The organism is Collinsella sp. AF20-14LB, assembly GCF_003459505.1.
Taxonomy (GTDB): Bacteria; Actinomycetota; Coriobacteriia; order Coriobacteriales; family Coriobacteriaceae; genus Collinsella.
The window spans coordinates 40,269-61,794 of the sequence record NZ_QRWD01000001.1; the positions used below are offsets into that span (position 1 = coordinate 40,269).

At 53.0% G+C, this 21,526-nt stretch carries 19 protein-coding genes and 1 tRNA gene; 1 reads left to right on the plus strand and 19 read right to left on the minus strand.

The window, feature by feature from the left end:
• Nucleotides 1-210: 210 nt before the first annotated feature.
• The 19 genes from DWX63_RS00205 to DWX63_RS00290 form a co-directional block, all read right to left on the minus strand.
• Nucleotides 211-414 (minus strand): hypothetical protein, encoded by a 204-nt coding sequence (locus tag DWX63_RS00205; RefSeq protein ID WP_199411043.1) that lies wholly within the window; start codon nt 412-414, stop codon nt 211-213.
• 125 nt (nt 415-539) lie between these two features.
• Nucleotides 540-2,939, minus strand: a complete 2,400-nt coding sequence (locus tag DWX63_RS00210) for a tetratricopeptide repeat protein (RefSeq protein WP_117842426.1) — start codon at nt 2,937-2,939, stop codon at nt 540-542.
• A 30-nt stretch (nt 2,940-2,969) separates the two neighbouring features.
• The gene (locus DWX63_RS11350) at nt 2,970-3,134 is read right to left on the minus strand and encodes a hypothetical protein (RefSeq protein WP_199411044.1); all 165 of its coding nucleotides are present in this window, start codon (nt 3,132-3,134) and stop codon (nt 2,970-2,972) included.
• Nucleotides 3,135-3,323: 189 nt separating this feature from the next.
• Complete coding sequence (locus DWX63_RS00215; RefSeq protein ID WP_199411045.1) at nt 3,324-3,569, minus strand: hypothetical protein; 246 nt, start codon at nt 3,567-3,569, stop codon at nt 3,324-3,326.
• A gap of 443 nt (nt 3,570-4,012) precedes the next feature.
• Nucleotides 4,013-4,774 carry an SGNH/GDSL hydrolase family protein gene (locus tag DWX63_RS00220; protein WP_117842427.1) on the minus strand — a complete coding sequence of 254 codons (762 nt, stop codon included), beginning with the start codon at nt 4,772-4,774 and terminating at the stop codon, nt 4,013-4,015.
• Nucleotides 4,767-6,029: a glycosyltransferase family 4 protein gene (locus DWX63_RS00225; RefSeq protein WP_117842428.1), complete on the minus strand. Its 1,263-nt coding sequence runs from the start codon at nt 6,027-6,029 to the stop codon at nt 4,767-4,769. Before DWX63_RS00225 ends, DWX63_RS00220 begins: the two co-directional genes overlap by 8 nt.
• A 10-nt stretch (nt 6,030-6,039) precedes the next feature.
• Nucleotides 6,040-7,491: a lipopolysaccharide biosynthesis protein gene (locus DWX63_RS00230; RefSeq protein ID WP_158559569.1), complete on the minus strand. Its 1,452-nt coding sequence runs from the start codon at nt 7,489-7,491 to the stop codon at nt 6,040-6,042.
• A gap of 77 nt (nt 7,492-7,568) precedes the next feature.
• Nucleotides 7,569-9,035, minus strand: a complete 1,467-nt coding sequence (locus tag DWX63_RS00235) for an O-antigen polymerase (protein WP_158559570.1) — start codon at nt 9,033-9,035, stop codon at nt 7,569-7,571.
• 39 nt (nt 9,036-9,074) lie between these two features.
• Complete coding sequence (locus DWX63_RS00240; protein WP_117842431.1) at nt 9,075-10,211, minus strand: glycosyltransferase; 1,137 nt, start codon at nt 10,209-10,211, stop codon at nt 9,075-9,077.
• Nucleotide 10,212: 1 nt separating this feature from the next.
• Entirely contained in the window at nt 10,213-11,340 is a 1,128-nt protein-coding gene (wecB, locus tag DWX63_RS00245) for a non-hydrolyzing UDP-N-acetylglucosamine 2-epimerase (protein ID WP_117842432.1), read from the minus strand.
• A gap of 2 nt (nt 11,341-11,342) precedes the next feature.
• A complete protein-coding gene (locus DWX63_RS00250; protein WP_117842433.1) occupies nt 11,343-12,197 on the minus strand; it encodes a sugar nucleotide-binding protein in 855 nt (284 codons plus the stop codon).
• A 2-nt stretch (nt 12,198-12,199) separates the two neighbouring features.
• Nucleotides 12,200-13,258 carry a polysaccharide biosynthesis protein gene (locus DWX63_RS00255; RefSeq protein WP_117842434.1) on the minus strand — a complete coding sequence of 353 codons (1,059 nt, stop codon included), beginning with the start codon at nt 13,256-13,258 and terminating at the stop codon, nt 12,200-12,202.
• Entirely contained in the window at nt 13,259-14,458 is a 1,200-nt protein-coding gene (locus tag DWX63_RS00260) for a glycosyltransferase family 4 protein (protein ID WP_158559571.1), read from the minus strand.
• A gap of 8 nt (nt 14,459-14,466) precedes the next feature.
• Complete coding sequence (locus tag DWX63_RS00265; RefSeq protein ID WP_117842436.1) at nt 14,467-15,111, minus strand: sugar transferase; 645 nt, start codon at nt 15,109-15,111, stop codon at nt 14,467-14,469.
• 41 nt (nt 15,112-15,152) lie between these two features.
• Nucleotides 15,153-15,902 carry a sugar transferase gene (locus DWX63_RS00270; RefSeq protein WP_233514415.1) on the minus strand — a complete coding sequence of 250 codons (750 nt, stop codon included), beginning with the start codon at nt 15,900-15,902 and terminating at the stop codon, nt 15,153-15,155.
• A 67-nt stretch (nt 15,903-15,969) separates the two neighbouring features.
• Nucleotides 15,970-16,515, minus strand: coding sequence for an antiterminator LoaP (gene loaP / locus DWX63_RS00275; protein ID WP_233514416.1), 546 nt, complete (start codon nt 16,513-16,515; stop codon nt 15,970-15,972).
• A gap of 777 nt (nt 16,516-17,292) precedes the next feature.
• Nucleotides 17,293-17,368 (minus strand) — tRNA-Ala (locus tag DWX63_RS00280).
• Nucleotides 17,369-17,494: 126 nt separating this feature from the next.
• Nucleotides 17,495-18,160 (minus strand): thiamine diphosphokinase, encoded by a 666-nt coding sequence (locus tag DWX63_RS00285; protein ID WP_117842439.1) that lies wholly within the window; start codon nt 18,158-18,160, stop codon nt 17,495-17,497.
• 9 nt (nt 18,161-18,169) lie between these two features.
• Entirely contained in the window at nt 18,170-18,859 is a 690-nt protein-coding gene (locus DWX63_RS00290; protein ID WP_117842440.1) for an HAD family phosphatase, read from the minus strand.
• Nucleotides 18,860-19,190: 331 nt separating this feature from the next.
• Here DWX63_RS00290 and glgB point away from each other — a divergent pair, with 331 nt between their 5' ends.
• On the plus strand, nt 19,191-21,437 hold the full coding sequence (gene glgB / locus DWX63_RS00295) for a 1,4-alpha-glucan branching protein GlgB (RefSeq protein ID WP_117842441.1): 2,247 nt from the start codon (nt 19,191-19,193) through the stop codon (nt 21,435-21,437).
• Nucleotides 21,438-21,526 lie beyond the last annotated feature (89 nt).

Genomic DNA, 21,526 nt, shown 5'->3' on the forward strand with positions numbered 1-21,526 from the left:
ACGAGTATGCAAACCTCAACTCGCACGATTATGCGCGCGTCACCCAACCCCGTGCTGCGCGCCGCCCAAGCCAAACACAAAACTCGCCTCAGCCCACACTAAAAGAGAGGTGCACCGGCGCAAGCCGATACACCTCTCGATTCAATCCAGCAGTATCGCCACCAAACAGAGACCCCGTCTGCGCTAGTCCCTCTTAAACAGATCCCTCATCTACACCTTGTCTGCCACGTCCGCGAGCTCGTCGCTCCAGCGGTTGGCAACGATCGCGTCGCAGCCGGCCTTGAAGGCCTCCAGGTCGTGCGTGACCTCGGAGCCGAAGAACTCCGGCGCGTCCAGCGTGGGCTCGTAGACCACTACGGGCACGCCCTTGGCCTTCACGTCAGCATACTGGCGGCGGGGAGTCATGGTGGTCATTATTCGACGACTGGGATTGGTCAAAACAGCTAGACCATTAGTGGCAAAATCCTCTGGCGCTAACACGGCAAGAACGCTTTCTACGGATACGCATTCTTCGGCGGTTCGACGTTAACCATATTCCGCTAAAGCTCTGCCAAAAACTTTTCAGCGGCCTTTACCGCATCTCTCGACTTTCCCGTATCAACAGCCCATTCAGTTAGGCACTCTTTCTTGTCATAATAAACCTTCTTGTGCAACTCAAGCGCTTTACGCCCCTCGATGCGCGCCTCATCGATCAAGCCAGCATCCTTGAGCTCTCTTGCTTTGTTAGAACTAACATTGGCCAGCTGAAATCTAGCTCTCAAATAAGAGGAATCTCCCGTGGGGAAACCACCGCTTTTAAAGCCTCTATAGGCTTTTTCAAGCATGTTTTCAGCTTCAGGATACTTGCCCATCAACATGTTGGCAACGCCCTTGTTGGTAAGCACGATTAAAGCCTGAAGGCTGTTTGTGCCAAACAGAGCCTTACGCGCTTTGTAGGCCTTGTCGTAATACTTCAAAGCCCTTTTAAGGTACTCTTGCCCTTCGGAAGCGTTGCCCTCTTGTTTAAGCTTGGCACCGTATTGTTGGCATGTTGCTCCGTAGTTGTTAATAAAGCGAGCCTCATCGGCATCTAGTTCCCTGGCTTTTTTATCCTTAAGCGCTCTCACAACTTGATTCTGATAGTAGAAAGCCTTGTCGAAGTCTTTGAATCGTTTCCAGGAAATACCAAGATCATTAAGCGCCGAAAGATAAATGAGCCGTTCATTCGGATAATGCTTCCTTACGTCATTTAAAACTTCAACGGTATCTGCGATGGCTTGTTCATGCCATGTTCTTTCGCCTCTGGTTAACCAAAGTTGAGTTTTAAGAGCCGCAGTCTTGAGTTTTGCTCTCAAGAAATAAATGGTAGGTTCATCTGCAGGGCTTGTAGGAGCGTAAGAACATTGAATTTCTTTATAAAGGTCATATGCCTGCTCAACTTGACCGTTATGCCATGCCGCCTCGGCATATTGCATACGAGCATTAAAAGCTGCCTCGGATCCAAGAACGTCCACACCTTCTACAGCAAGAAGTTGCCTTGCCTTGAGCACATGAAGTCTATAAGTATCCTTTGCATAGGCAGTCCTTTTATCGTCTGAACCCAACTGCCCGAGCAAATCTCCACACGCCTTGAAAAGCTTCAATACTACAGGGCCCTTAGCAGATCTACGAATGAGATCGGCGACAACCTCATGCATTTCGAAGCTATCTTGTCGCTTCCATACAAAGGAAAGATTTTCAAGTTGAGCAATAGCATTGGGATCAACGAAGGAGTCCCCCACTGCCATCATAAATTCGTAGTCCCAGTACTCAATAAAAGCAGCGGGATAGATGGCAGGCTTAAGGGAGGCATCGAGGCCCCGTAAATACACTTCGACGAGATTATCATAATCAACAATGCAAAGAAGGTTACGCCTTGCCTCTGTGACTGACGATCTATTAATCATGTCAGCAAGCATTATTAAGTATACGGGTATTCCTCCGGCTTTCTCCACAGCCAAGCTACGCAACTCGGAATCACTGACTCCGCATTTCACCAACAGTTCGTCTGCTTCGGTCAAGCTCATAGGCTCAAGCTGAACAGGAAACCGGACAACATTTCTCCATGCAAGCCTGCAGCGCCCAGCGACAATCCAGAGAGACCCCTTTGCCTCCGAGATGGTTTTCGCCCAATCATAACGACCCACTCGCCATTCACCAGCAACCCAACCCAGCTTCTCAAATGTATCCAGAAAGAAGATGAGCTTTCGTTCATTGCGACCAGTCCACGCTTCGATATCAGACTTAAGACTACCCGCCAATGACGTTTTCAAATCACTGGAGGTTTTCTCTTCCGTTAGGCTCTTCCATTCATTACACGCTTTGGCATTTTTAATAGAATCAACTGCATATGCCCCAATCTCAATGGCAGCATTAAGGATAGAGCCACCAAGGCCTCGGGTAAATTGATCAATAAAGGGAGCAGCAAGACCCGACAACATCGTCGAAATCTCGACTCCCTTATTTTTTGCCTGCTCAAAATCAGCGCAGAACTCGGCTTTAGCCAATGCAAAATTCGATGCTTTTGCTTTCCATGCGTAGTAATTCATCCTAAAGGTTGGACTTGGTACTCCGTTGCATGCAAGAAGATCCGAGAGCTCTTTTAGAATCTTTTCTTCAGAGGTTATCTCTTCTCCTTCAAAGCTATGCCTGGTAACGACGGTATTGTGGGTAAACTTATGAGTAAAGTCGGAGTACAACTCCTCCATGAGGAATGTCTTCCCAAGCCCGCCGGTCCCGTAGATCGAAAAGACCTTGCCAATCCCGTTTTCCTTCGAAAGCACTTCGGCAGCAACTTCTTGAATATGCGCTCGCGAACTTGCACGACCGCTCATCTCAGACGACGGCTTTAAGGTGTAGTCATTGGCCATGCTTGCTGCATAGCTCTGATCGTCGCCAAGAACCAAGACATCAGTTCCCATTGCAGTACCCCAATCTATTAGCTTCAGAAGTTATCGATAATCGCTTCCGGTTTCTTTTCGAAGGGATTTCAAAGTTTTATCCTTTCTGGCCTTACGACCATCAGAGTTCCTAAGTGTTCCTGCAGGAAGGTCATGCTTCTTCTCGTAAGTGCCAACCGTACAATCGCTTCTGGTTTTCCTGACTTTTCCAAACATTCCTTTCCTCCTTTATAGAACGTTATTTAGTCATGATGTTTGCGACAGCAAATAGTTCTAGATACGTGTCATTAGTATAAGGCGCACATCCTTCGCATCGCCAGGCGAACTAAATCAAGGCCCTAACAGAAATGAAGGGTATGAGGCAAAGAAATCTATAGCAAACACGCAAAGAAATAAATATCGCGACTAGCCCATCTTAAACAAATCCCTCGTGTACACCTTGTCCGCCACGTCCGCGAGCTCGTCGCTCCAGCGGTTGGCGACGATAACGTCGTAGCCGGCCTTGAAGGCCTCCAGGTCGTGCGTGACCTCGGAGCCGAAGAACTCCGGGGCGTCCAGCGTGGGCTCGTAGACCGCCACGGGCACGCCCTTGGCCTTCACGCGCTTCATGACGCCCTGGATGGAGCTCGCGCGGAAGTTGTCGGAGCTCAATCCGAGGTGCTATGAAGCGCGTCAACAGGGCGCCGAGAAAGGAACCCATCTATTCAGCATAAATCCCCCCATCGGAACCAGCGATGGGATTGGAAAACAACTATTTCAAAAAAGATGTGATACTTCGCAACAAGGCACTATAAGCTGCGTTGAGGAAGACGATCAATCATCTATGCCGCCATGTGAGAAATGGCCCCGTACACCTCCAGACGGACAAGTCCATAACCTGATAGAAGCAAGGACACCCGTGCAACTAAGTGCTATGCCGAAACGGCAAGAGACCTACAGTTGATAAAATTGTAGAGACGCCTTCTTGAGACAATTTGGCAGTCAACAGTGGCGCACAACCCGCTCATTGTCGCAACCCCCGCGATGTTACGCGCGGGTTGGCAGTGTCCACTTTGCGGTTAAAGTTGTTGCGCGGTTTTCCAATCACCGATGTTTTAGCGATTTATCTTTTCGATCTGGGCTGCTATACGCTTCGCCATCAGGCGATACCCCTCGCCATTGGGATGAAAACGATCTTTGTTGTAGCAGGAATCCCAGCCAGAAAACTCGACCTGAGACTTGAACAGGCAATAGAAATCGATGAAATCTAGAGAGCGCTCCGAAGCCAGAGTGCTAATCCTTTGACTATAAAGTTCGTACTGCTTGGGCGTCCCCGGGAATAACTTCTCGCTAATGTAGACACATGAGCAGGGAACGACTTTGAAGCCCAAGCCTAACAACCGGTCAAGCAGCTCTGCATACTGGGGCGAAAACGACTCCAGGGGCATCCATTGTTCCGTACCATCAACAATCTTGATCACGCCCGACAATACTTTTCTGCAAAGGTTATCAGCATGCTGCCCCATACGCTTTGCGAACGTGTGTGAATAAAAAGGGCGCGGCATGAGCATGCCTCCACCCTGGAATCGTTTGGGAATGTGCGGGAAAACACGACCTGTACGACTGGGACGAAGCTGCGCATCAACATTGCCATACAACACGACGCACACATCGCCTTCCCTTGTAAAGCGCACTTTATTATCATTCAGCAGCTGCAAGGCGTAATCGACCATCGTGCCAGTATAGGCAAGGTTTACCACCTCGTAGGATTCACCCAGCAGTTGCGAAAGCTCGCCAGAAAAGTTTACTTTCTTGCTGCCAAGCCCCTGTGTAATACTGTCACCCAGCAGGTATACCTTGTTCTTGTCGTCACTCACTGCGCGCCTTCTCTACCAATTCCGTAATTGCTATAGCTGCATTCGTGTAATAGTCGTCCCAAGTCATATTAAGAGCGCACTTTCGCGCTGCCTCCGCCATGCCCGGAATCTTGCTTCGATTGTCGAGGAACCAGTTAATTTTGTCGCGAAGCGCCGCCGCATCCTGCGTGGGCACTACAAACCCATTCTCTCCTTCAATCACACAGTCGGCCGCACCCGTGTTGTCCGAGCAAACTACGGGCAGCCCCGAGGCAAAACCCTCCATGATGGAGAGGGAAAATCCATCTCCAAGCGATGGGAAGAGCATCACATCGGCAGAAAGCAGCCGTTCAGACACTTCATCGTGCTGAATCATTCCTTTAAACTCAATGTTTGAGGAAAGTGAGGCAATAATCGAATCTGGGATGCAAATAGAGCCCACGCAAACAAGTTGCGCACGCGATGCGTCAATATCTCTGAAAGCCTCCAGAAGGTAGGAAATCCCCTTGTGCTCAGCAACTTGCCCAAGATACACAAAGGTCAACGGCTCATCATCCGCTTTCGCCTGGCGCGGCGCATATAAAAAAGAGGAGACATCAACACCATAGTGGCACACCCTGCATTTGTCCTGGAGGATTCCCGAATAGCCAAGTGTGCGTTCAACGAATGTTGAGCCACACAAAAAAGCATCAGTAGCCGCAAGTTCGCGCTTTGTCCTATCAACGTCAATCGGATTCCAGATCCTCTTCCAGCCGTGAAGGCTATCCGAGAAGTCAGGCTTGAGCTGAACGTCCTTTTCGTACACAGAGCGTAAATAGAGAGCATTGCCAGCCGACATATCGGCTATGCAGATCGTAGAGGGCGACAGGCGCTTCACCTCTTCAAATAGAACGGCAGAATGGCCGTCGTATCCAACAACGGCGTCGGCTCCGGTTTTTGCAGCTAGCTTAGCGACTTTTCGAGCGAAACGGTCGTCGACAATGCGCTCTACCTGGGAGCACCAGCGCTTCGCAAACGACAGATTATGCGAGAACAAAAATGCAAGTCCACCGAACTCCGAATATTGAATCACCAACTCGTTCGGGAGACCGTTGCTATGCCTAGCAGTTGCTTTCTTTCGCCAAAATGGCGGCAATAATCTTGCCGTCATAGCCGTTAAGGTATGGGGACGATAGTATACCGTTGTGCAATATGCCTCAAGCATATGAGTACGATTGAGTGCTTCGGCCAGTCGATATGAATGTTGGCGCTGTGGGTGCGCGACGATTATTTTCATGGACTGAATCCTATCCTTTGCTACGAATCGATTTAAATTGAGAACGTAAACGATTGCGACATGCGAATATGCAAAATAAAAGTGCCGCAACGAATGCGTAGCGTACAGGCCCGAGCGTGTAAAGAACGAGCGATATCGCCGCAAAAAGGCATGTCAAAGCGCCAATAAAGCACAGGAACCTGGCATCATAGATACGAAGGCCCACTCCCTTGCTCTTGAGTGTCTTCTTCATAAACAAGTAATGAAGCATAGCGGTACCTATATAGCAGACAGCCGTAACGTATGCGGAGGCGATATATCCGAACAGCGGGATAGCGATAACGTTTAGGACGATATTCAAAACAGCCGACAGTACCGATGCGGTTGCCACATAGCCTGCTTTGCCGTAATAAATTTCGACGTTCACAAACAAGGTGTAGAGAAAAGTAAACACGACGCCAGTAGCTATGGGCGGAATACACCATATTGCTTCCGCATAATCTCCCGTTGCAAGCACAGCAACGCACTCCGGCGCCAGAAGCATAAGGATAAACACCAACACGGCGACAAGCAGAGCCACAGCGTTAGACACGCCCGCAATAGACCGACAATCGCCCGATTTCAGCTTGCTATAGAGCCATGGTACAAGCGATGAGTTAATACCGTTGCTGACCATAACAAGCAAAAGACCTGCGGAGTGCGCCACCCCGTAGATTGCAACTTTGGCGTTGTCGAGAAACCAGCTGATCAGGACTTTGTCGGCTTGATTGAGCAATACCTGCGATGCGTAATGCGGCGTAAGGGGCACGCCCATCTTAACCGAAGCACTCCACCAGTCACGGTCAAAGCAGTGCTGCGAGTGCTTAAGAAAGTCAATCATCACAACTACCGTGGCTGCTAAGTAAGGAGCGAGATTGCTCACTACTCGCGCAATCACCTTATAACCGCTGGGTGCCAGTTGCACAGCAACTATTCCGATGGCAATGCTAGCGATGGAGATACCGAGCGTTACGGTCAAGAGAGGTTTGTACGCATAGTCAAAGCGACGACGGGTAAGCCAAAGCGTGACAATTGCAGAAGTCCAAATGTCAATAAACATAAGGGAGGTCAGAAGAGTCCCCATGCCTGTGAATGCGTTAATAGGAAACTGGAGCAGGAGGTACAACAGGTAAAACATTACGACTAAAGTCGAAATGAGAACTGCCTGGGACGTTGAATAATCAGGACGCTCGTATTCATGATCAGACATGCCCTTGTTGAATACCTCTTGTTGTATATTAAGGGTAATCACAAGGCCAAACAACATAACCCAAGTTACATAAAGGCTGTAAGATCCATACTCATCGATCGAGAACAACCGTGTAAAAATGGGCATCGATAGGACAGATAGCCCTCGCTGAATTATTGCGCATAACGTAAACCACAAGCCCGCTTTCACGGGCAAAGACATCGCGCGGTATTTGGAAACTACCTTATCTAGCACAACACTCCAATCGTATGGGTCGGCATTCGCGCTCATCTGGCACGTTGCCTGCGATTAATTCTCAAAATACCGTTCGGTTATTCACAATTGCGATTGTTTAGAAGCTCAGCCATTGCGATTGGAGCAAGAAGGAAAACGAGCATTGAGAAGTTTTGCGGCATATATCCGCGAATAATAACCTGGAATAGCGCGGGAAAAATAACACAGTACATCGCAAGCGCGAGTGAGTTTTTACCCCCTTCAGTAAATAGACCTCGGCAATAACGGCACAGCAACCCAAGAATGAACATGCAAACGATGATGCCAACAAATCCAAATTCAACGTAATACTCGCTCAAATTCGGGTATGCAACACCGTCAAGAACAGCTCTTTGTCCGTAAAGATGATTGATGATTTCATAAATCATTGGCTGAGGCTTTCCAAGCCAAATCGCACGGGGAATAAATAGCGTTAACGATCCGATAATCATTTGCCTTCCATATAGGAAAGAATGGAGACCAGGGACTACGCCAAAGATTCCGTAATAGACCTTGAAGTCATCGATTTCTGCATAGAAAGGCTCAAAGAGACCGGCCATATCGACGCCATGCATATCAAGACCCGCGCCTGCTCGAATGCCGACGCGAGCAACCTGCATAACGGCGAATATCAGTACGAGTGCGCCAACAAGAACAAGTACATTTGTAAGTGCAGGAGACGAATTCTTGCGGATATAGTGCAGTGCAGCGCACGCCAATAAAGGAATGAGCAAAGGAGCGCGACTTCCTCCGAAGAAAATCACGCCAAGCATAATGAAACCAGCAGCAAGTTTGGTAATTCGGTTTCGCCCGAACATATAAATGAGAAGCCAGGCGCTAATTAGCGAGTAACTGCAATATGAAAGAAAACTGAGTGGGCTGTCGTTAACCGTAAGCTCACCCTGTGAAGCAAGGCCTCCCGATAAAACATATGACAGGCTGAATCCCCTACTCAGTTGATACGCCAGATACAAAGCAAGCGAAAAAGCATAGATAACGTATGCCGTTTTTACTATTATGTGCTCGTTTGTTACATCTTTATAGAAAGCTTTTAACCTTTTATTCGAACCGTTATTTGACTCAAGACCATACGCAACTGTAAAAGCAATATGACCAAGCACTACAAAGGTGCAGCCGATTAACGCATATTTGGTGGAATCCACACCGTAACGAACGGTTTCTCCCACAGAGAGCTGAAACACTGCAGCAACGTGATACACAAGAATATAAACAACTGTAATCATTACGTAAGGCTCGAACATATAAACGGGGCGCCTGAAATGCCTTACTAATATTGCAGCAGCAAAATAGAAGCCTTCGAAAGTGAGCGCAATGAAATACTCTGACTCAGCGGGAGTCGTCGCACCAATTGCCTCGAAGAATGTCCAAATGGCCCCGCCGATCAATAGTAAAGACAGCAGAAAAACCGTAAGAAACGATTTAGCGCCCTTTGCATAAGTGCGAGCTTTAATTACTCCAGCCATCTTAGACACTGTTATGGCATTCAGTGTATTCACCTCTATCATTTCGTTCCCATTTGGAGCATTCATGCCTAATAGCTATTGTTAGCTTGCCATGTCGGTTCTTTCATGCAAGGCAAGAATAATCTCTAGGGCCTCGCATACGTTGCCAACAACATGAGAATCCGTGCGGCGCAATGTTTCCCGGCAGCCGCCAGTGTCGTAGGATACCACGCGGGTGCCGCAGGCTTCGGCTTCCAAATTGACCGTAGGATAGTTGTCCTCGTTGGTTGGGTTGAAGAACACGTCGGCAGCGGTGTAGACCTCGGCGAGTTCTTGGACGGTACCAGTCTTACCCAAGGCCACGGCAGTTGAAACCTCACTTTGCACTTGCTCTATCTGCTTATCGTTCAGACCCACGAGCACCACGGCGAAGCGGTTACTGTCGAGTTCCTTTGCCAAATGTACGAAGTCAGGCAAGCCTTTGCGCTTGCTCCACTTCGATGCAACGCCCAAAACCATAAAACGCTCGCCTATGTCATAGCGCTCACGAAAGTCGCTCGGTGTAGGCTTGAAAACATCGGCATTGATGGTGTTGTGTACGACCTTTACGTCGTATTTGCCCAAGAAACTCTGCATTACCAAATCGGCAAGCCATTGCGAGGGTGTTATAAGCTGTACGCGCTCAGGCGGCAGCATGGTGAACAAGCGTTTTTTTTGATCGAACGACCAGCGCACCGCGCCGTCACCCGCAAGAGTTTCGGGGTACGTCCGTTTTTGCGGACATGAGGTGCACGCGGCGCACCTAGTCTTCCACTGCGTGCACTTCACATATGTAAAGTAGATGCAGTGCCCCGTAAACGCCCAGCAGTCGTGCAGAGTCCAAACTACCTTGCAGCGGTGGCTCGCAAGCCAATTAAAGAGCATTTCAATGTTGATGTAGTAACCGAGCAGTAGATGCAGATGTACCACATCAGGGTCTATCTCGTCGAGTTTCGCCAGCAGTCTGCGCGTGATGCCCTTTGAATGGAAGCCAGGTTTTCCGTCCAAGCGCGTTTGCAGCACGTCGACGCATACCTCGGGATATGAGGCGATGCACTGCATATGCTCATCTTGCTCGAGGTTGCCGCGAGCCCAAAAAACCCAGGACTCATCATCCCTGGCGATGAGCTCGCGGTGTTTCTTGAATATGATTGAATCAGCCCAACCGCCCGAATACGCGTTAATCTGAACGTATTTCACGCTACTGCTTCCTCCACACCATCTTATTTATAATGCCGGTGTAGCTCTGAACGAGCTTTATCACCTTCACGGCAACGTTGCGGTCGGCGTAGGCAGGGACCTCTATGCCATCATCACCATTGGTATGCATCGTAACAGCAAGATCGACCGCTTGAAGAACCTGCTCAGCGGTAATGGATCCAACGCAAAACACGCCAGCGTCCATAGCTTCGGGACGCTCGGTAGACGTTCGCACGCTTACCGCAGGGAACCTGAAATAAGATGCTTCCTCAGGAAGTGTTCCCGAGTCGGAAACGACGCACAGGGCATTTCTCTGAAGCTGGTTATAGTCAAAGAATCCAAGGGGCTTATGTTGGATAACTCGACTATCAAACTTAAAACCAAGATGCTCTATCATCTTGGCGCTCCGCGGATGGCAGCTATAAAGTACCGGAACATCGTATTTCTCTGCCATCGCATTGACAGCATTCATCAAGCTGAAGAAGTTATCCTCGATGTCGATATTTTCCTCACGATGGGCAGAGAGTAGGATGTACCTGCCGCTTTCCAAACCAAGTTCTTTGAGCACCGTAGATGATTCGATGTTCGCCATGCAGCGATCAAGAACCTCTGCCATGGGACTACCCACAACGTATGTGTTCTCCGGCTTTACACCGGTATCAAGGATATATCGGCGCGCATGCTCGGAATAGCAAAGATTCACGTCACTCGTCACGTCTACCACACGTCGGATGACCTCCTCGGGCAGGTTCTCATCCTTGCATCGGTTGCCGGCCTCCATGTGGAATACGGGAATCTTCAGGCGTTTTGCGGAAATCACGCAAAGGCATGAGTTTGTGTCGCCCAGAACCAAAATTGCATCAGGACGCTCTTCAGAAAAGAGCTTATAAGATTTAGAAATCACATTGCCCATAGTCTGGCCAAGGTCGTCGCCGACCACGCCTAAATAGTGATCGGGCTCTCGAATGCCGAGGTCATCGAAGAATACTTTATTCAGTTCATAGTCGTAATTCTGCCCTGTATGCACGATAGAGAGGTCGAAGTACTTATCGGCTTTGCGCACGATTTCGGACAACTTGATGATTTCCGGGCGGGTGCCCATAACCACCATTAGTTTTAGCTTGCTCATATCTATATCACCTCGTAGTGGGGGTAGAGCTCCTTGTGATCCCTTATCCAACCAGCCATCTCGTGCACCTGCTCTGGATAAGATTTAGGACGGTAGGTTGGCTTGAAGTTGGTGCGTACGAGCGTCTTATCTAGCTGCAGGCCCGCATCGGGAAATATCTCAACGGTTTCACCGCGAAGATCCCGATTAAACAGCTGGAGAAGTTCATATTTGTTGATGGGCCCCTCGGGAACCATGTTCACCAAGCCGTGTGCTTCTTCGCGCGCCTCATGCTCCATCGCTTTCGCCAGTTCGAGGGTGGTGAGTCCAGTCCAAATTGCCCCCGTGAAGCCCTTAATAGGTCCATTCTGCTTCATAAACCAGTTGAGAAGCCCTATGCCGTTGGGATTAATGTCTGGCCCGACAATGGAGTTGCGGAACGTCAAGTTCTTTTCATCATCGAGTTCGCCCGCGGCTTTGGTCCGGTCGTAGGCGCTCCCCCCATCAGGCTTGCTCCACTCAGTGTAGGGACCCGTGTTGCCAGCAAACACGCAGTCGGTACTCATATGAAAAACGCGCGTTGGCAAGTCGGCAGTCACGTCAGCAAGAAAATGCGAAAGTTCACCGTTGAGCCACGAGGCGTTTGGATTCGTTTCAGCGGCTTTGTTTAATACGCCAATGCAGTTAACAACTACATCGTAGCCATTCCAATCAATCTGCTTAAGGGTATCAACATCTGTTGCGTCACCGATAATTTGTGAATCTAGAAACTGAAGATCGTGACGAGAGAACCCCGTAACGGAATGACCGGCTTCCTTCAGATATAAAGAAATTAGGTGGCCTGCCATTCCGGAGGCCCCAAGTACAAGAAACCGCAAGATTATTGCACCGCCTCGTACTCACGGCCCTCAAGCGCAAGCTGTACATACTCGGCAGACTTGATCTTGGCAATCGTTCCCTGTAGATCGAGACGTTCGGTATTATGGCTCGTATATGCGTCGTCTGCCTGAGTATGGACCTCACCTTCAACGAAAAACTTGTCGTAGTTCAGGTCGCGCGAGTCGCAGGCGACGCGGTAGTAGCCGCCCATGTCCTCGGCGCGCAGGCGCTCCTCGCGGGTCATGAGGGTCTCGAAGAGCTTCTCGCCGTGGCGGGTGCCGATCACCTGGGTGCCCACACGGCCGAAGACCTCCTGCACGGCCTCGGCGAGGTCGCCGATGGTCGACGCCGGCGCCTTCTGGATGAACAGGTCGCCGGGGTTGGCGTGCTCGAAGGCGAACTGCACCAGGTCCACGGCCTCGTCCAGGTTCATGAGGAAGCGGGTCATGTTGGGGTCGGTCACGGTGAGCGGCTCGCCCTTGCGGATGCGGTCGATGAACAGCGGGATGACGCTGCCGCGCGAGCACATGACGTTGCCGTAGCGGGTGCAGCAGATGGTGGTGCGGCCGGCGCCGTTGCGGGCGTTGGCGTAGATGATGGACTCCATCATGGCCTTGGACTTGCCCATGGCGTTGATGGGGTATGCCGCCTTGTCCGTGGACAGGCACACGACGCGGTCCACGCCCTCCTCGATGGCGGCGTGCAGGACGTTGTCCGTGCCGATGACGTTGGTGCGCACGGCCTCCATGGGGAAGAACTCGCAGGAGGGCACCTGTTTGAGGGCGGCGGCGTGGAAGATGTAGTCCACGCCGTGCATGGCGTCGCGCACGCTCTGGGCGTTGCGGACGTCGCCGATGAAGAAGCGCACCTTGGAGGCGAGCTCGGGGGACCTCTCCTGCAGGCGGTGGCGCATGTCGTCCTGCTTCTTCTCGTCGCGCGAGAAGATGCGGATCTCGGCCAGGTCGGTGTCCATGAAGTGCTTGAGCACGGTGTTGCCGAACGAGCCGGTGCCGCCGGTGATCATGAGGGTCTTGTCTTTGAAAGTAGAAGTGTTAGTCATCTATTGCGCGCCTTTCATCGTCAAAACGAGTAGCTTTTCGATCTCGTTCATAAACCGTTGTTTGGTGAAATTGGCCTTGTAGTAAGTGCGGCCATTCGCACCGCAGGATGCATAGGAGTCGGAGTTATCCAGAAAAACCTTCATGAGCTTCGCCAGGCCTTCAGCATCGCCGGCAGGAACCGCCTTGCCGCACCCAGAATCGTTGATTACCTGCGCTGCGGAACCGTCGATAGAGGCAAGAATCGGCTTGCCAGCAGCCATGAAACCTTGCAGGCGACTGGGAAGCGTCGAATTGATTCCAGGGGCTCCGGGAACATTAAGCGTAAGCAAACAGCAATCAGCGTTGCGATAGTAGTTCGGCATCTCCTCGTACGGACGACGCCCGTGGAACACGACATGCTTTTGCAGCTCGTGTTCAGCAACATACTGTTTGCAGTACGGCATGGCGGAACCGTCACCTACAATGTGCAGCTCGAAATCATCGCGGTGCTTAAGCGAGTTCACGGCCTCTAGCACGCATGGCATGTACTGAAGCTTGCCTATGTTGCCCATAATCAAGAAACGCACCTTATCCGAAGGACGCGCGGTAAGGTCCATGTCCAGGTATGAATCCTCGGCGTATTGCGGCAGGTAAAATACCTTATCTCGGCTGATTCCGAACTCCTGATCAAAGTAATCGACATAGGAGCTGGCATTTGTCGCGCTAACGTTTGCCTGACGGTAAATCTTCGAGCTCATAGCCTTAATAAGTGGCAACGCGAAGTTGAACTTGTCGGGTAGCATCGCCTTGATTGCATCAGGCCAGATGTCGGCGCAATAAAGGAACACGGGGATGCCGGTTCGTTTTTTCATTCGCATGGCGGGTTCGGACATAAGAACAGGAGACAGCTGATACGCGAATATCACGTCGAAATCGCCCGGAAGTTTACCAATCTTTTTATCGGCCTCCCGCATGTAGCTGATGTAGTTCTTCGCAAGTCCTCTGATTCCGGACTTCCTGGGAATTTCCTCCACGCGAATAATGTTGACGCCGTTTCGAACCTGCTGGCGGTTCTTGCCGTGCATGTATTCCTCGGGCACAACGCCCTTTGGATAGTTAGGAATACCAACAAGCGCAGTCACTTGGTGGCCGCGCCGTACAAGCTCCTCGCATATCTCGGTTATCTGAAAATGTTCCGGCCAATAATGCTGGCAGACCATTAGAATTCTCAACGTCCTGTCCTTTTCTTTCCAAACATTGCACCGAAAGTGCCGGTAAAACATCTCCAGTCCATGCGGAAGCACCTGTTCCGCACGTAGTGGAGTTCAATCTTCTGGCGCAGGCCGCTCTCGAAGGTCGCGGCGTTGCGGTCGGTGGCCTGCCACAGGCCCGTGATGCCCGGGGTGACGCTCAGCAGCTCCGCCTTCTCCTCTTCGGAGAAGTGCTGGTCGAGCTCGTCGCGCGTGATGGGGCGCGGGCCAATCACTGACAGGTCTCCCTTTAGCACGTTGAGGAACTGTGGCACCTCGTCGATGGAGCACTTTCGGATGAACCGGCCCACCTTGGTGATGCGCGGGTCGTTGTCGACCTTGCGCTCCACCTCCCACTGGTGCAGCTGCTCGGGGCTCAGGTACTTGCGCACGTCGTTTGCATCGAGAACCATGCTGCGAAGCTTAAGCACGCGGATCACCCGGCCTCCCCTGCCCACGCGCTCCTGTGTGTAGACCGGGCAACCCGGTGACTCCGCGCATATCGCGGCGCAGACACAGGTCATGGGAATCGCCAGCACCGCGGTGCATCCGGCGCTGAAGGCTATGTCGAACGTTCTCTTGCATATGCGGTAGAAGAGGGTCCCCGTAGGTTTCCTAGGCATGGGCTAGCACCCCGCCATCGGAAAAGTCTCGGGAGATGCCTCTAGCAGGCACCCCCCCCCGTTATCATTTCGACGACCGTGAGCGCCACGATCTTCAGGTCGGTGGCCACACCGCGCTTGGCGATGTACTCAAGATCGCGGCGGACCATGCCGTCAAAGTCGGTATCGTTGCGGTCGGTCACCTGCCACCAGCCGGTTATCCCGGGCTTCACGGCCAGGCGCTGCAGGTCGAACTCGGTGTACTCCGCGACCTCATTGGGCAGCGGCGGGCGAGGTCCCACGACGGACATCTGACCCAAGAACACGTTCAGGAACTGCGGGAACTCGTCGATGGAGTGCTTGCGGATGAACCTGCCGATCTTGGTGACGCGCGGGTCGTCCCTCATCTTGAACATGGCGCCGGCGATCTCGTTCTGCCCCTTGAGCTCGGCGAGGCGCTCGTCGGCGTCCCTGTACATGGAGCGGAACTTCCACATGCGGAAGGTGGACAGGCTGCCGTCGCGGTGGGTCTGCCCCACGCGGATCTGGCTGTAGAACGGGTTGCCCTCGCTCTCCAGGCGAATGGCCGCGGCGAGTACCAGGCTCGGAATGGCGATGACCGCCAGCACGCAGCCGCTGAACACGATGTCGAAGGCGCGCTTGAGCGTGCGGTAGGCCAGGCGTGTGCGGTCCCAGTCCTTCACGGCCTGCATGGCCTTGTAGCGCATGCTCGCGTCGCCACCGCTCATTGCCTGAGCAACCAGCGCGGCCCCTGCCGGCGCTCCTTCTGAATATTCAGATTTGTCTGACACTATTTCCTTCAAACCTACGTCCCCGCTCCCGGGGATCCTCCCTGTCACGATAAACAGTCGACCGAAGCTAAGCGATCGCCTTTTTAAGGTTTCGCATTACGCGCTGCTCGGCCGAAAGCACGGCAAGGCCAACGCGGGTAGTTACGCGTCGGCCGCATAAGTCGAGCTCCAAATAAGCAGTGCTCTTGCGTCTGTTAATGGTTTTGATAAGGCCTTCGTGGCCCAGAAGCGGACCTGCCGTCACTACGACCTGGTCGCCGTCCTTTAAGGCCTCGCTCATGGGCACTACGCGGTCTCCCCTATGCGTAAAGCTGCCAATGAGCTGGGTCTCTTCTTTTGCCAGCGGCACAAACTGACCGTCCTGGGAAAGCACCCGGGCAAAGTCGTCCATGCGCAGCAAATACTGTTGCACGGTGCGGGGATCTGCCGTATCGCAGATCAGATAACCGGGAAAAAGCGACTTGGTCGTATTGACCCATTCGCCGTGTACTTTGATCTCGGTTTGAAATTGGGGATAAAAGAGCTCCTGCATGGCGCCAGCCGGCACCAAACGCTCGATGCGCTCGCGCATTACGTCTTCGCGACCGTTAATGACCTGGATCACATACCACACGAGCACCACCCCCTTGCTGTCTTACGTGTGGCTCACGGGGTTTGGGTATGGCTTCGCCAGGGCGCTTGTGCGCGAAGGCGCTCCATATTCAAACCCTGAGCCCAGTCAGACAAGCACGTGGCTCTGCCCCACCGTGAACGGTATGTATAAAAGCAGCGCTGAGATCACAAGCACGTATCGCAAGAATGCCTGCAACCTCAGCTGACTGCGTGCGAGCCGGTCAAGTAATTTCAAAACTGGACCGCACGCAAACAGCTGAAGAACTGCTACGTATTTGCATGCGATCTAATACTTATTTGCATTTTAGAATAAACTCAATACAAATAAACAACGTCGCATGACTTATTTATTGGAGCTCGTGGTGTTTCTGGCACCGCCGTTACGGCCGGATGCTGATCGACCCTGCGCTTTGTGACTCGCTGGAGCCGCGAGCACAGTTGAACTCATGTAACGTTAGGTATCCTAGCACAAGCTGTTAGTGAAACTGATTTGGGCTGCGTTGGACAACATATCATTCATTTGACGTGCTTAAGGGGGTTGTTTTGGGATGTTGTTCACGTTGGCGCAGGTTATTGGGGTGCGAGCGGTGATTAAGGGTGATCCTGAAGCCCGAATTGACCAGCGAGGCGTACTGGTAATCGCGTTTGTCTAACAAACTATGTACAGACATGGGAAATAAATTGTGCAACTTTTTGTTGGCGTAGGTGGGATTTGTGGCGTGTGGTGTTATGGCATGAAAAAAGGCCTTCGGGAGTCCGAAGGCCTTTACATTCACGATGGTGGAGACGAGGGGAATCGAACCCCTGACCTCTTGACTGCCAGTCAAGCGCTCTCCCAGCTGAGCTACGCCCCCGTGACGAGGTAGTACTATAGGGGAATGTTTTGCTTGATGCAAGAGGTTTTTGTTGAAACTTTTTCTTACGGGTTTTCCTGGGACGGGGCTGAATTGACTGATTTTGACTTTGGCAAAATCAGTCAATTAACCCACCGTCCCGATAAAACCCTCACGTAACAAATACGCTATTGCAGTTCCTTGGTGGACGGTTATCTTTGCGGTGGATCTTACTATGTTGCTAATGCCCGTGTCGGCTAACAAGCCCAACGGGGCGTGTTCTAGTTCCCACTCTAGACCGTGTTCGCTTACTACCGTCCCAGGGGCAATGGCGATGATTGAGAAAGTTTTGCCCTCGGCGCCTTCGATGGTCCACGATTCGCCTGCGCGAAGGATGCGGGCGACCACCTTGTCCTCGGCAATCCAAACTGGGCCGTCATCGTAGCCTGCAAGCAACCCCAGTACGGAAAGCGCCATGTCCGGACGGCCGCCGGTGGCGCAGGTTGCAACCACTTCGGCACCCGGCCAGCGACGGCGGACGGAATCGAGCGCCAGTGCTAGGTCGGTATAGTCCTTGTACGGGTCGTGGCACTCAACTTCAAAGTCCTCAGCGGCATCAACAAGAGCGCGACCGGCTTCGCTTACCGTATCGGCGTCCCCTACATATACTTCGCAGCCCAGGCCGGAGCCCAACAGTGCGTCGAGTCCGCGGTCCACGGCGACAACGTGGTCGCACTCCCCTGCTAGCCTACGCAACAGATCCGCGCTCGCCACTACGGGCGAGCCGCAGACCACTAATACCTTGCAAGCCACAGCCCTCGCCTATTCCTCAAACGAAAGCACGCGGGCCAGATCCAGCTCCTCGTAGCTGTCGATAAAGATATCGCAGCTGGCGCGTACGTCGTCGCGCTTCATGCGGCCGTGCGGATCATAGATGCCCACGCGGTTAAAGCCGGCGGCGCCGGAGCTCTTAAGGCCAAAGACCGCATCCTCAAACACCCATGCGCGCTCAAACTGATGCCCATGGTGCTCCTCCAGACGGCGCAGCGCCAGCTCGTATACGTCGGGGAACTGTTTGGAGCGTCCTGCCTCACCCGTCGTGGTAACAAACTCCATGTACGCGTCGAGCCCGGCTCCCGCTAGCGCAGACTTCACCAGCTCGGCCGGCGTGGACGTAGCCACGCACATGGCAATGCCGGCGGCCTTCGCCTGCTCCAAAAATGCCAGGAGCCCCTCGCGTGGCGGCACCTTAGAGTAGCCATCGATCAAAATCTCGCCCAGCTCGCGATACAGCTCCTCGCCATTCGCTCCAATGCCCCAGGTGTCGTGGTAGGCCTGGCACTCATCCTCGAGCGACAAATGTTCAAACTGGGCAAAATCGTCGACCGTCACGTCAACTCCGTGGCGGTGCAATAACTCGGGCTGGGCATAGGCCCAAACGGGGGTGCTATTAACCAGCGTGCCGTCGCAATCGAAAATAAAAGCGACATTGGGAGCGGCGGTCTGGGACATAAACGAACCTTTCGATGTCAAATGGTAAACATCCTGCTAAAAACGTTTTACCAAACGTCAGACTAACAATCTTGAAACCCTAATTGGTAAAACTGTCAAGAGTTTTACCACGGCAATTCTGCCAGTGGTCTAAACATGGCGCTTACCGATTAAACGCCGCCCTAAAACCACTTTCCTTCATAAAAGTAACGTACAGGTGTTATCGTAGTTTCTGCCGAAAGTTCCACCGAGCACGCGAGGTGGAACGAATCATAGAACTATCGCCGTCCCTTCGATTCGTGCAGCCTTGGACCTTTCGCATCTAGTCACCAAGGCAACACGCTGCCGCGTCATGATGGGATCAAACGTGAGCGATACAAAGCTAAAGCCAGCAACCAAAAAGCCCGCTACCCGTAAGGCCGCCCCGCACGCACCGGAGCTTTCCAAGGACGATGTCTATCTGTTTGGCATTGGCATGTGGGAGCGCAGCTGGGAAAAGATGGGCGCGCACCCCGACACGCAGAACCGTACGCGCGGCTGGCGTTTTTGCGTTTGGGCGCCCGACGTAAAGAGCGTTCACGTCATTGGCGAATTTAACGACTGGGATGAACAAGCCAACCCGCTGGTGCCACTGCATACGAGCGCTATTTGGGAAGGCTTTATTCCTGGCGCCGAGCAGGGCCAACTCTATAAGTATCTCATCGAGACCAACGAGGGCGAAAAGCTCTACAAGGCCGATCCGTACGCCTTTAAGGCCGAGTGCCCTCCGGGTACGGCCAGCGTGCTGTGGACCCTCGATGGCTACCAGTGGAACGACGCGGCTTGGCTCAAGCGCCGCGCCAGCCATAACCACATGTCACAGCCCCTTAACATCTACGAGGTGCATATTGGCTCGTGGAAGCGCCACGGCGATGCGCCGCAGGGCGAGCCGGACGAATATGGCAACTACCCCGGCCCCATGGATCCCTTCCCCGCACAGCGCGGCGAGTTCTACACTTACGACGACCTGTCGGTGGAGCTCGTGGACTACGTGCGCGACATGGGATATACGCATATCGAGGTCATGCCGCTTATGGAGCACCCCTTCGATGGCTCCTGGGGCTATCAGACGACCGGTTACTACGCCGCCACGTCACGCTACGGCAACCCGCAGCAGCTCATGCACTTTATCGATGCATGCCACGAGGCGGGTATTGGAGTGATCATGGACTGGGTGCCCGGCGGTTTTTGCGCCGACTCCCACGGCCTTGCCACCTTTAACGGCCATATGCTGTTTGAGCACGAGATTCACCCCAACTGGGGCACGCATAAGTTCGATTTCGCCCGCGGCGAGGTCCGCTCCTTCCTGGTCTCCAACGTGCTGTATTGGCTCGAGAACTTCCACGTGGACGGCATTCGCATGGACGGCGTGTCCAGCATGCTGTACCTCAACTTTGGCATCGACGATCCCGGCCAAAAGAAGTTCAACAAGTACGGTACCGAGGAGGACCTGGACGCCAGCGCGTTTATCCGCCAGGTCAACTGCGCCGTGGAGGCCCACTACCCCGACGTGATGATGATGGCCGAGGAGTCCACCGCGTGGCCGCTCGTGACCTACCCGCCGCAGGACGGCGGCCTGGGCTTCCACTACAAGTGGGACATGGGCTGGATGAACGACACCCTGCACTACATGCAGACCGATTTTCCGTGGCGCCCCGGCAACCACGGGCTGCTCACGTTCTCCATCATGTATGCCTTTACCGAGAACTTCATCTGCCCGCTGAGCCACGACGAGGTCGTGCACGGCAAGTGCTCGCTCATCGGCCGCATGCCGGGCGACTGGTGGCGCCAGTTTGCCGGCCTGCGCACGCTGGCCTTCTACCAGATGACGCATCCCGGTGCCAAGCTCAACTTTATGGGCAACGAGATCGGCCAGTTTATCGAGTGGCGCTACTACGAGTCCATCCAGTGGTTCCTGACCGAGGAGTACGAGACCCACCGTCATCATCAGGCGTTCATTAAGGCGCTCAATCACCTGTACACCGCCGAGCCCGCCTTGTACGAGCGCGGCTACACCGACGACGGCTTTACCTGGATCGATGCGGACAACTCAAAGCAGTCCATCGTGAGCTTTGTGCGCCAGGGCGAGGACATCGACGACGACCTAGTCATCCTGATCAACTTTGACCCGGCGAGCTACGAGAGCTTCCGCGTGGGCGTGCCACGCGAGGGTGACTGGGAGGTCATCTTCGACTCCGACCGTCCCGAGTTTGGCGGCAGCGGATACGCCGGTGAGGAGCCCTACACCTGCTCGAGCGAGCCCTATCCCTGGAACGGGCAGATGGACTCTATTGAGATTAAGGTTCCCGGCCTGGCAGGCGTGGTGCTTAAGCGCCGCGGTCCCAGCAGCTATAAGCCGCCCGTGGTCGAGGAGCCCAAGGCTGCGCCCAAAAAGCGCACGTCCTCGGTGAAGCCGAAGCCCGCGGCCGCCAAGAAGGCTCCTGCTAAGGCGAAGGCAACCAAGGCTGCCAAGACCGCCACGACCAAGAAGTCAGCCGCCAAAAAGGCTGCCTCCAAGGCCAAGACAGGCGCTGTTAAGTCGTCTACCAAGGATGCGTAACAAAGCCGTTACAGCTGTAATTACCCGCCCCGACGTGGCGTAGGATATAAGTCATAACCGTTCCGGGAGAAACATCCCCGGGGGAAAGG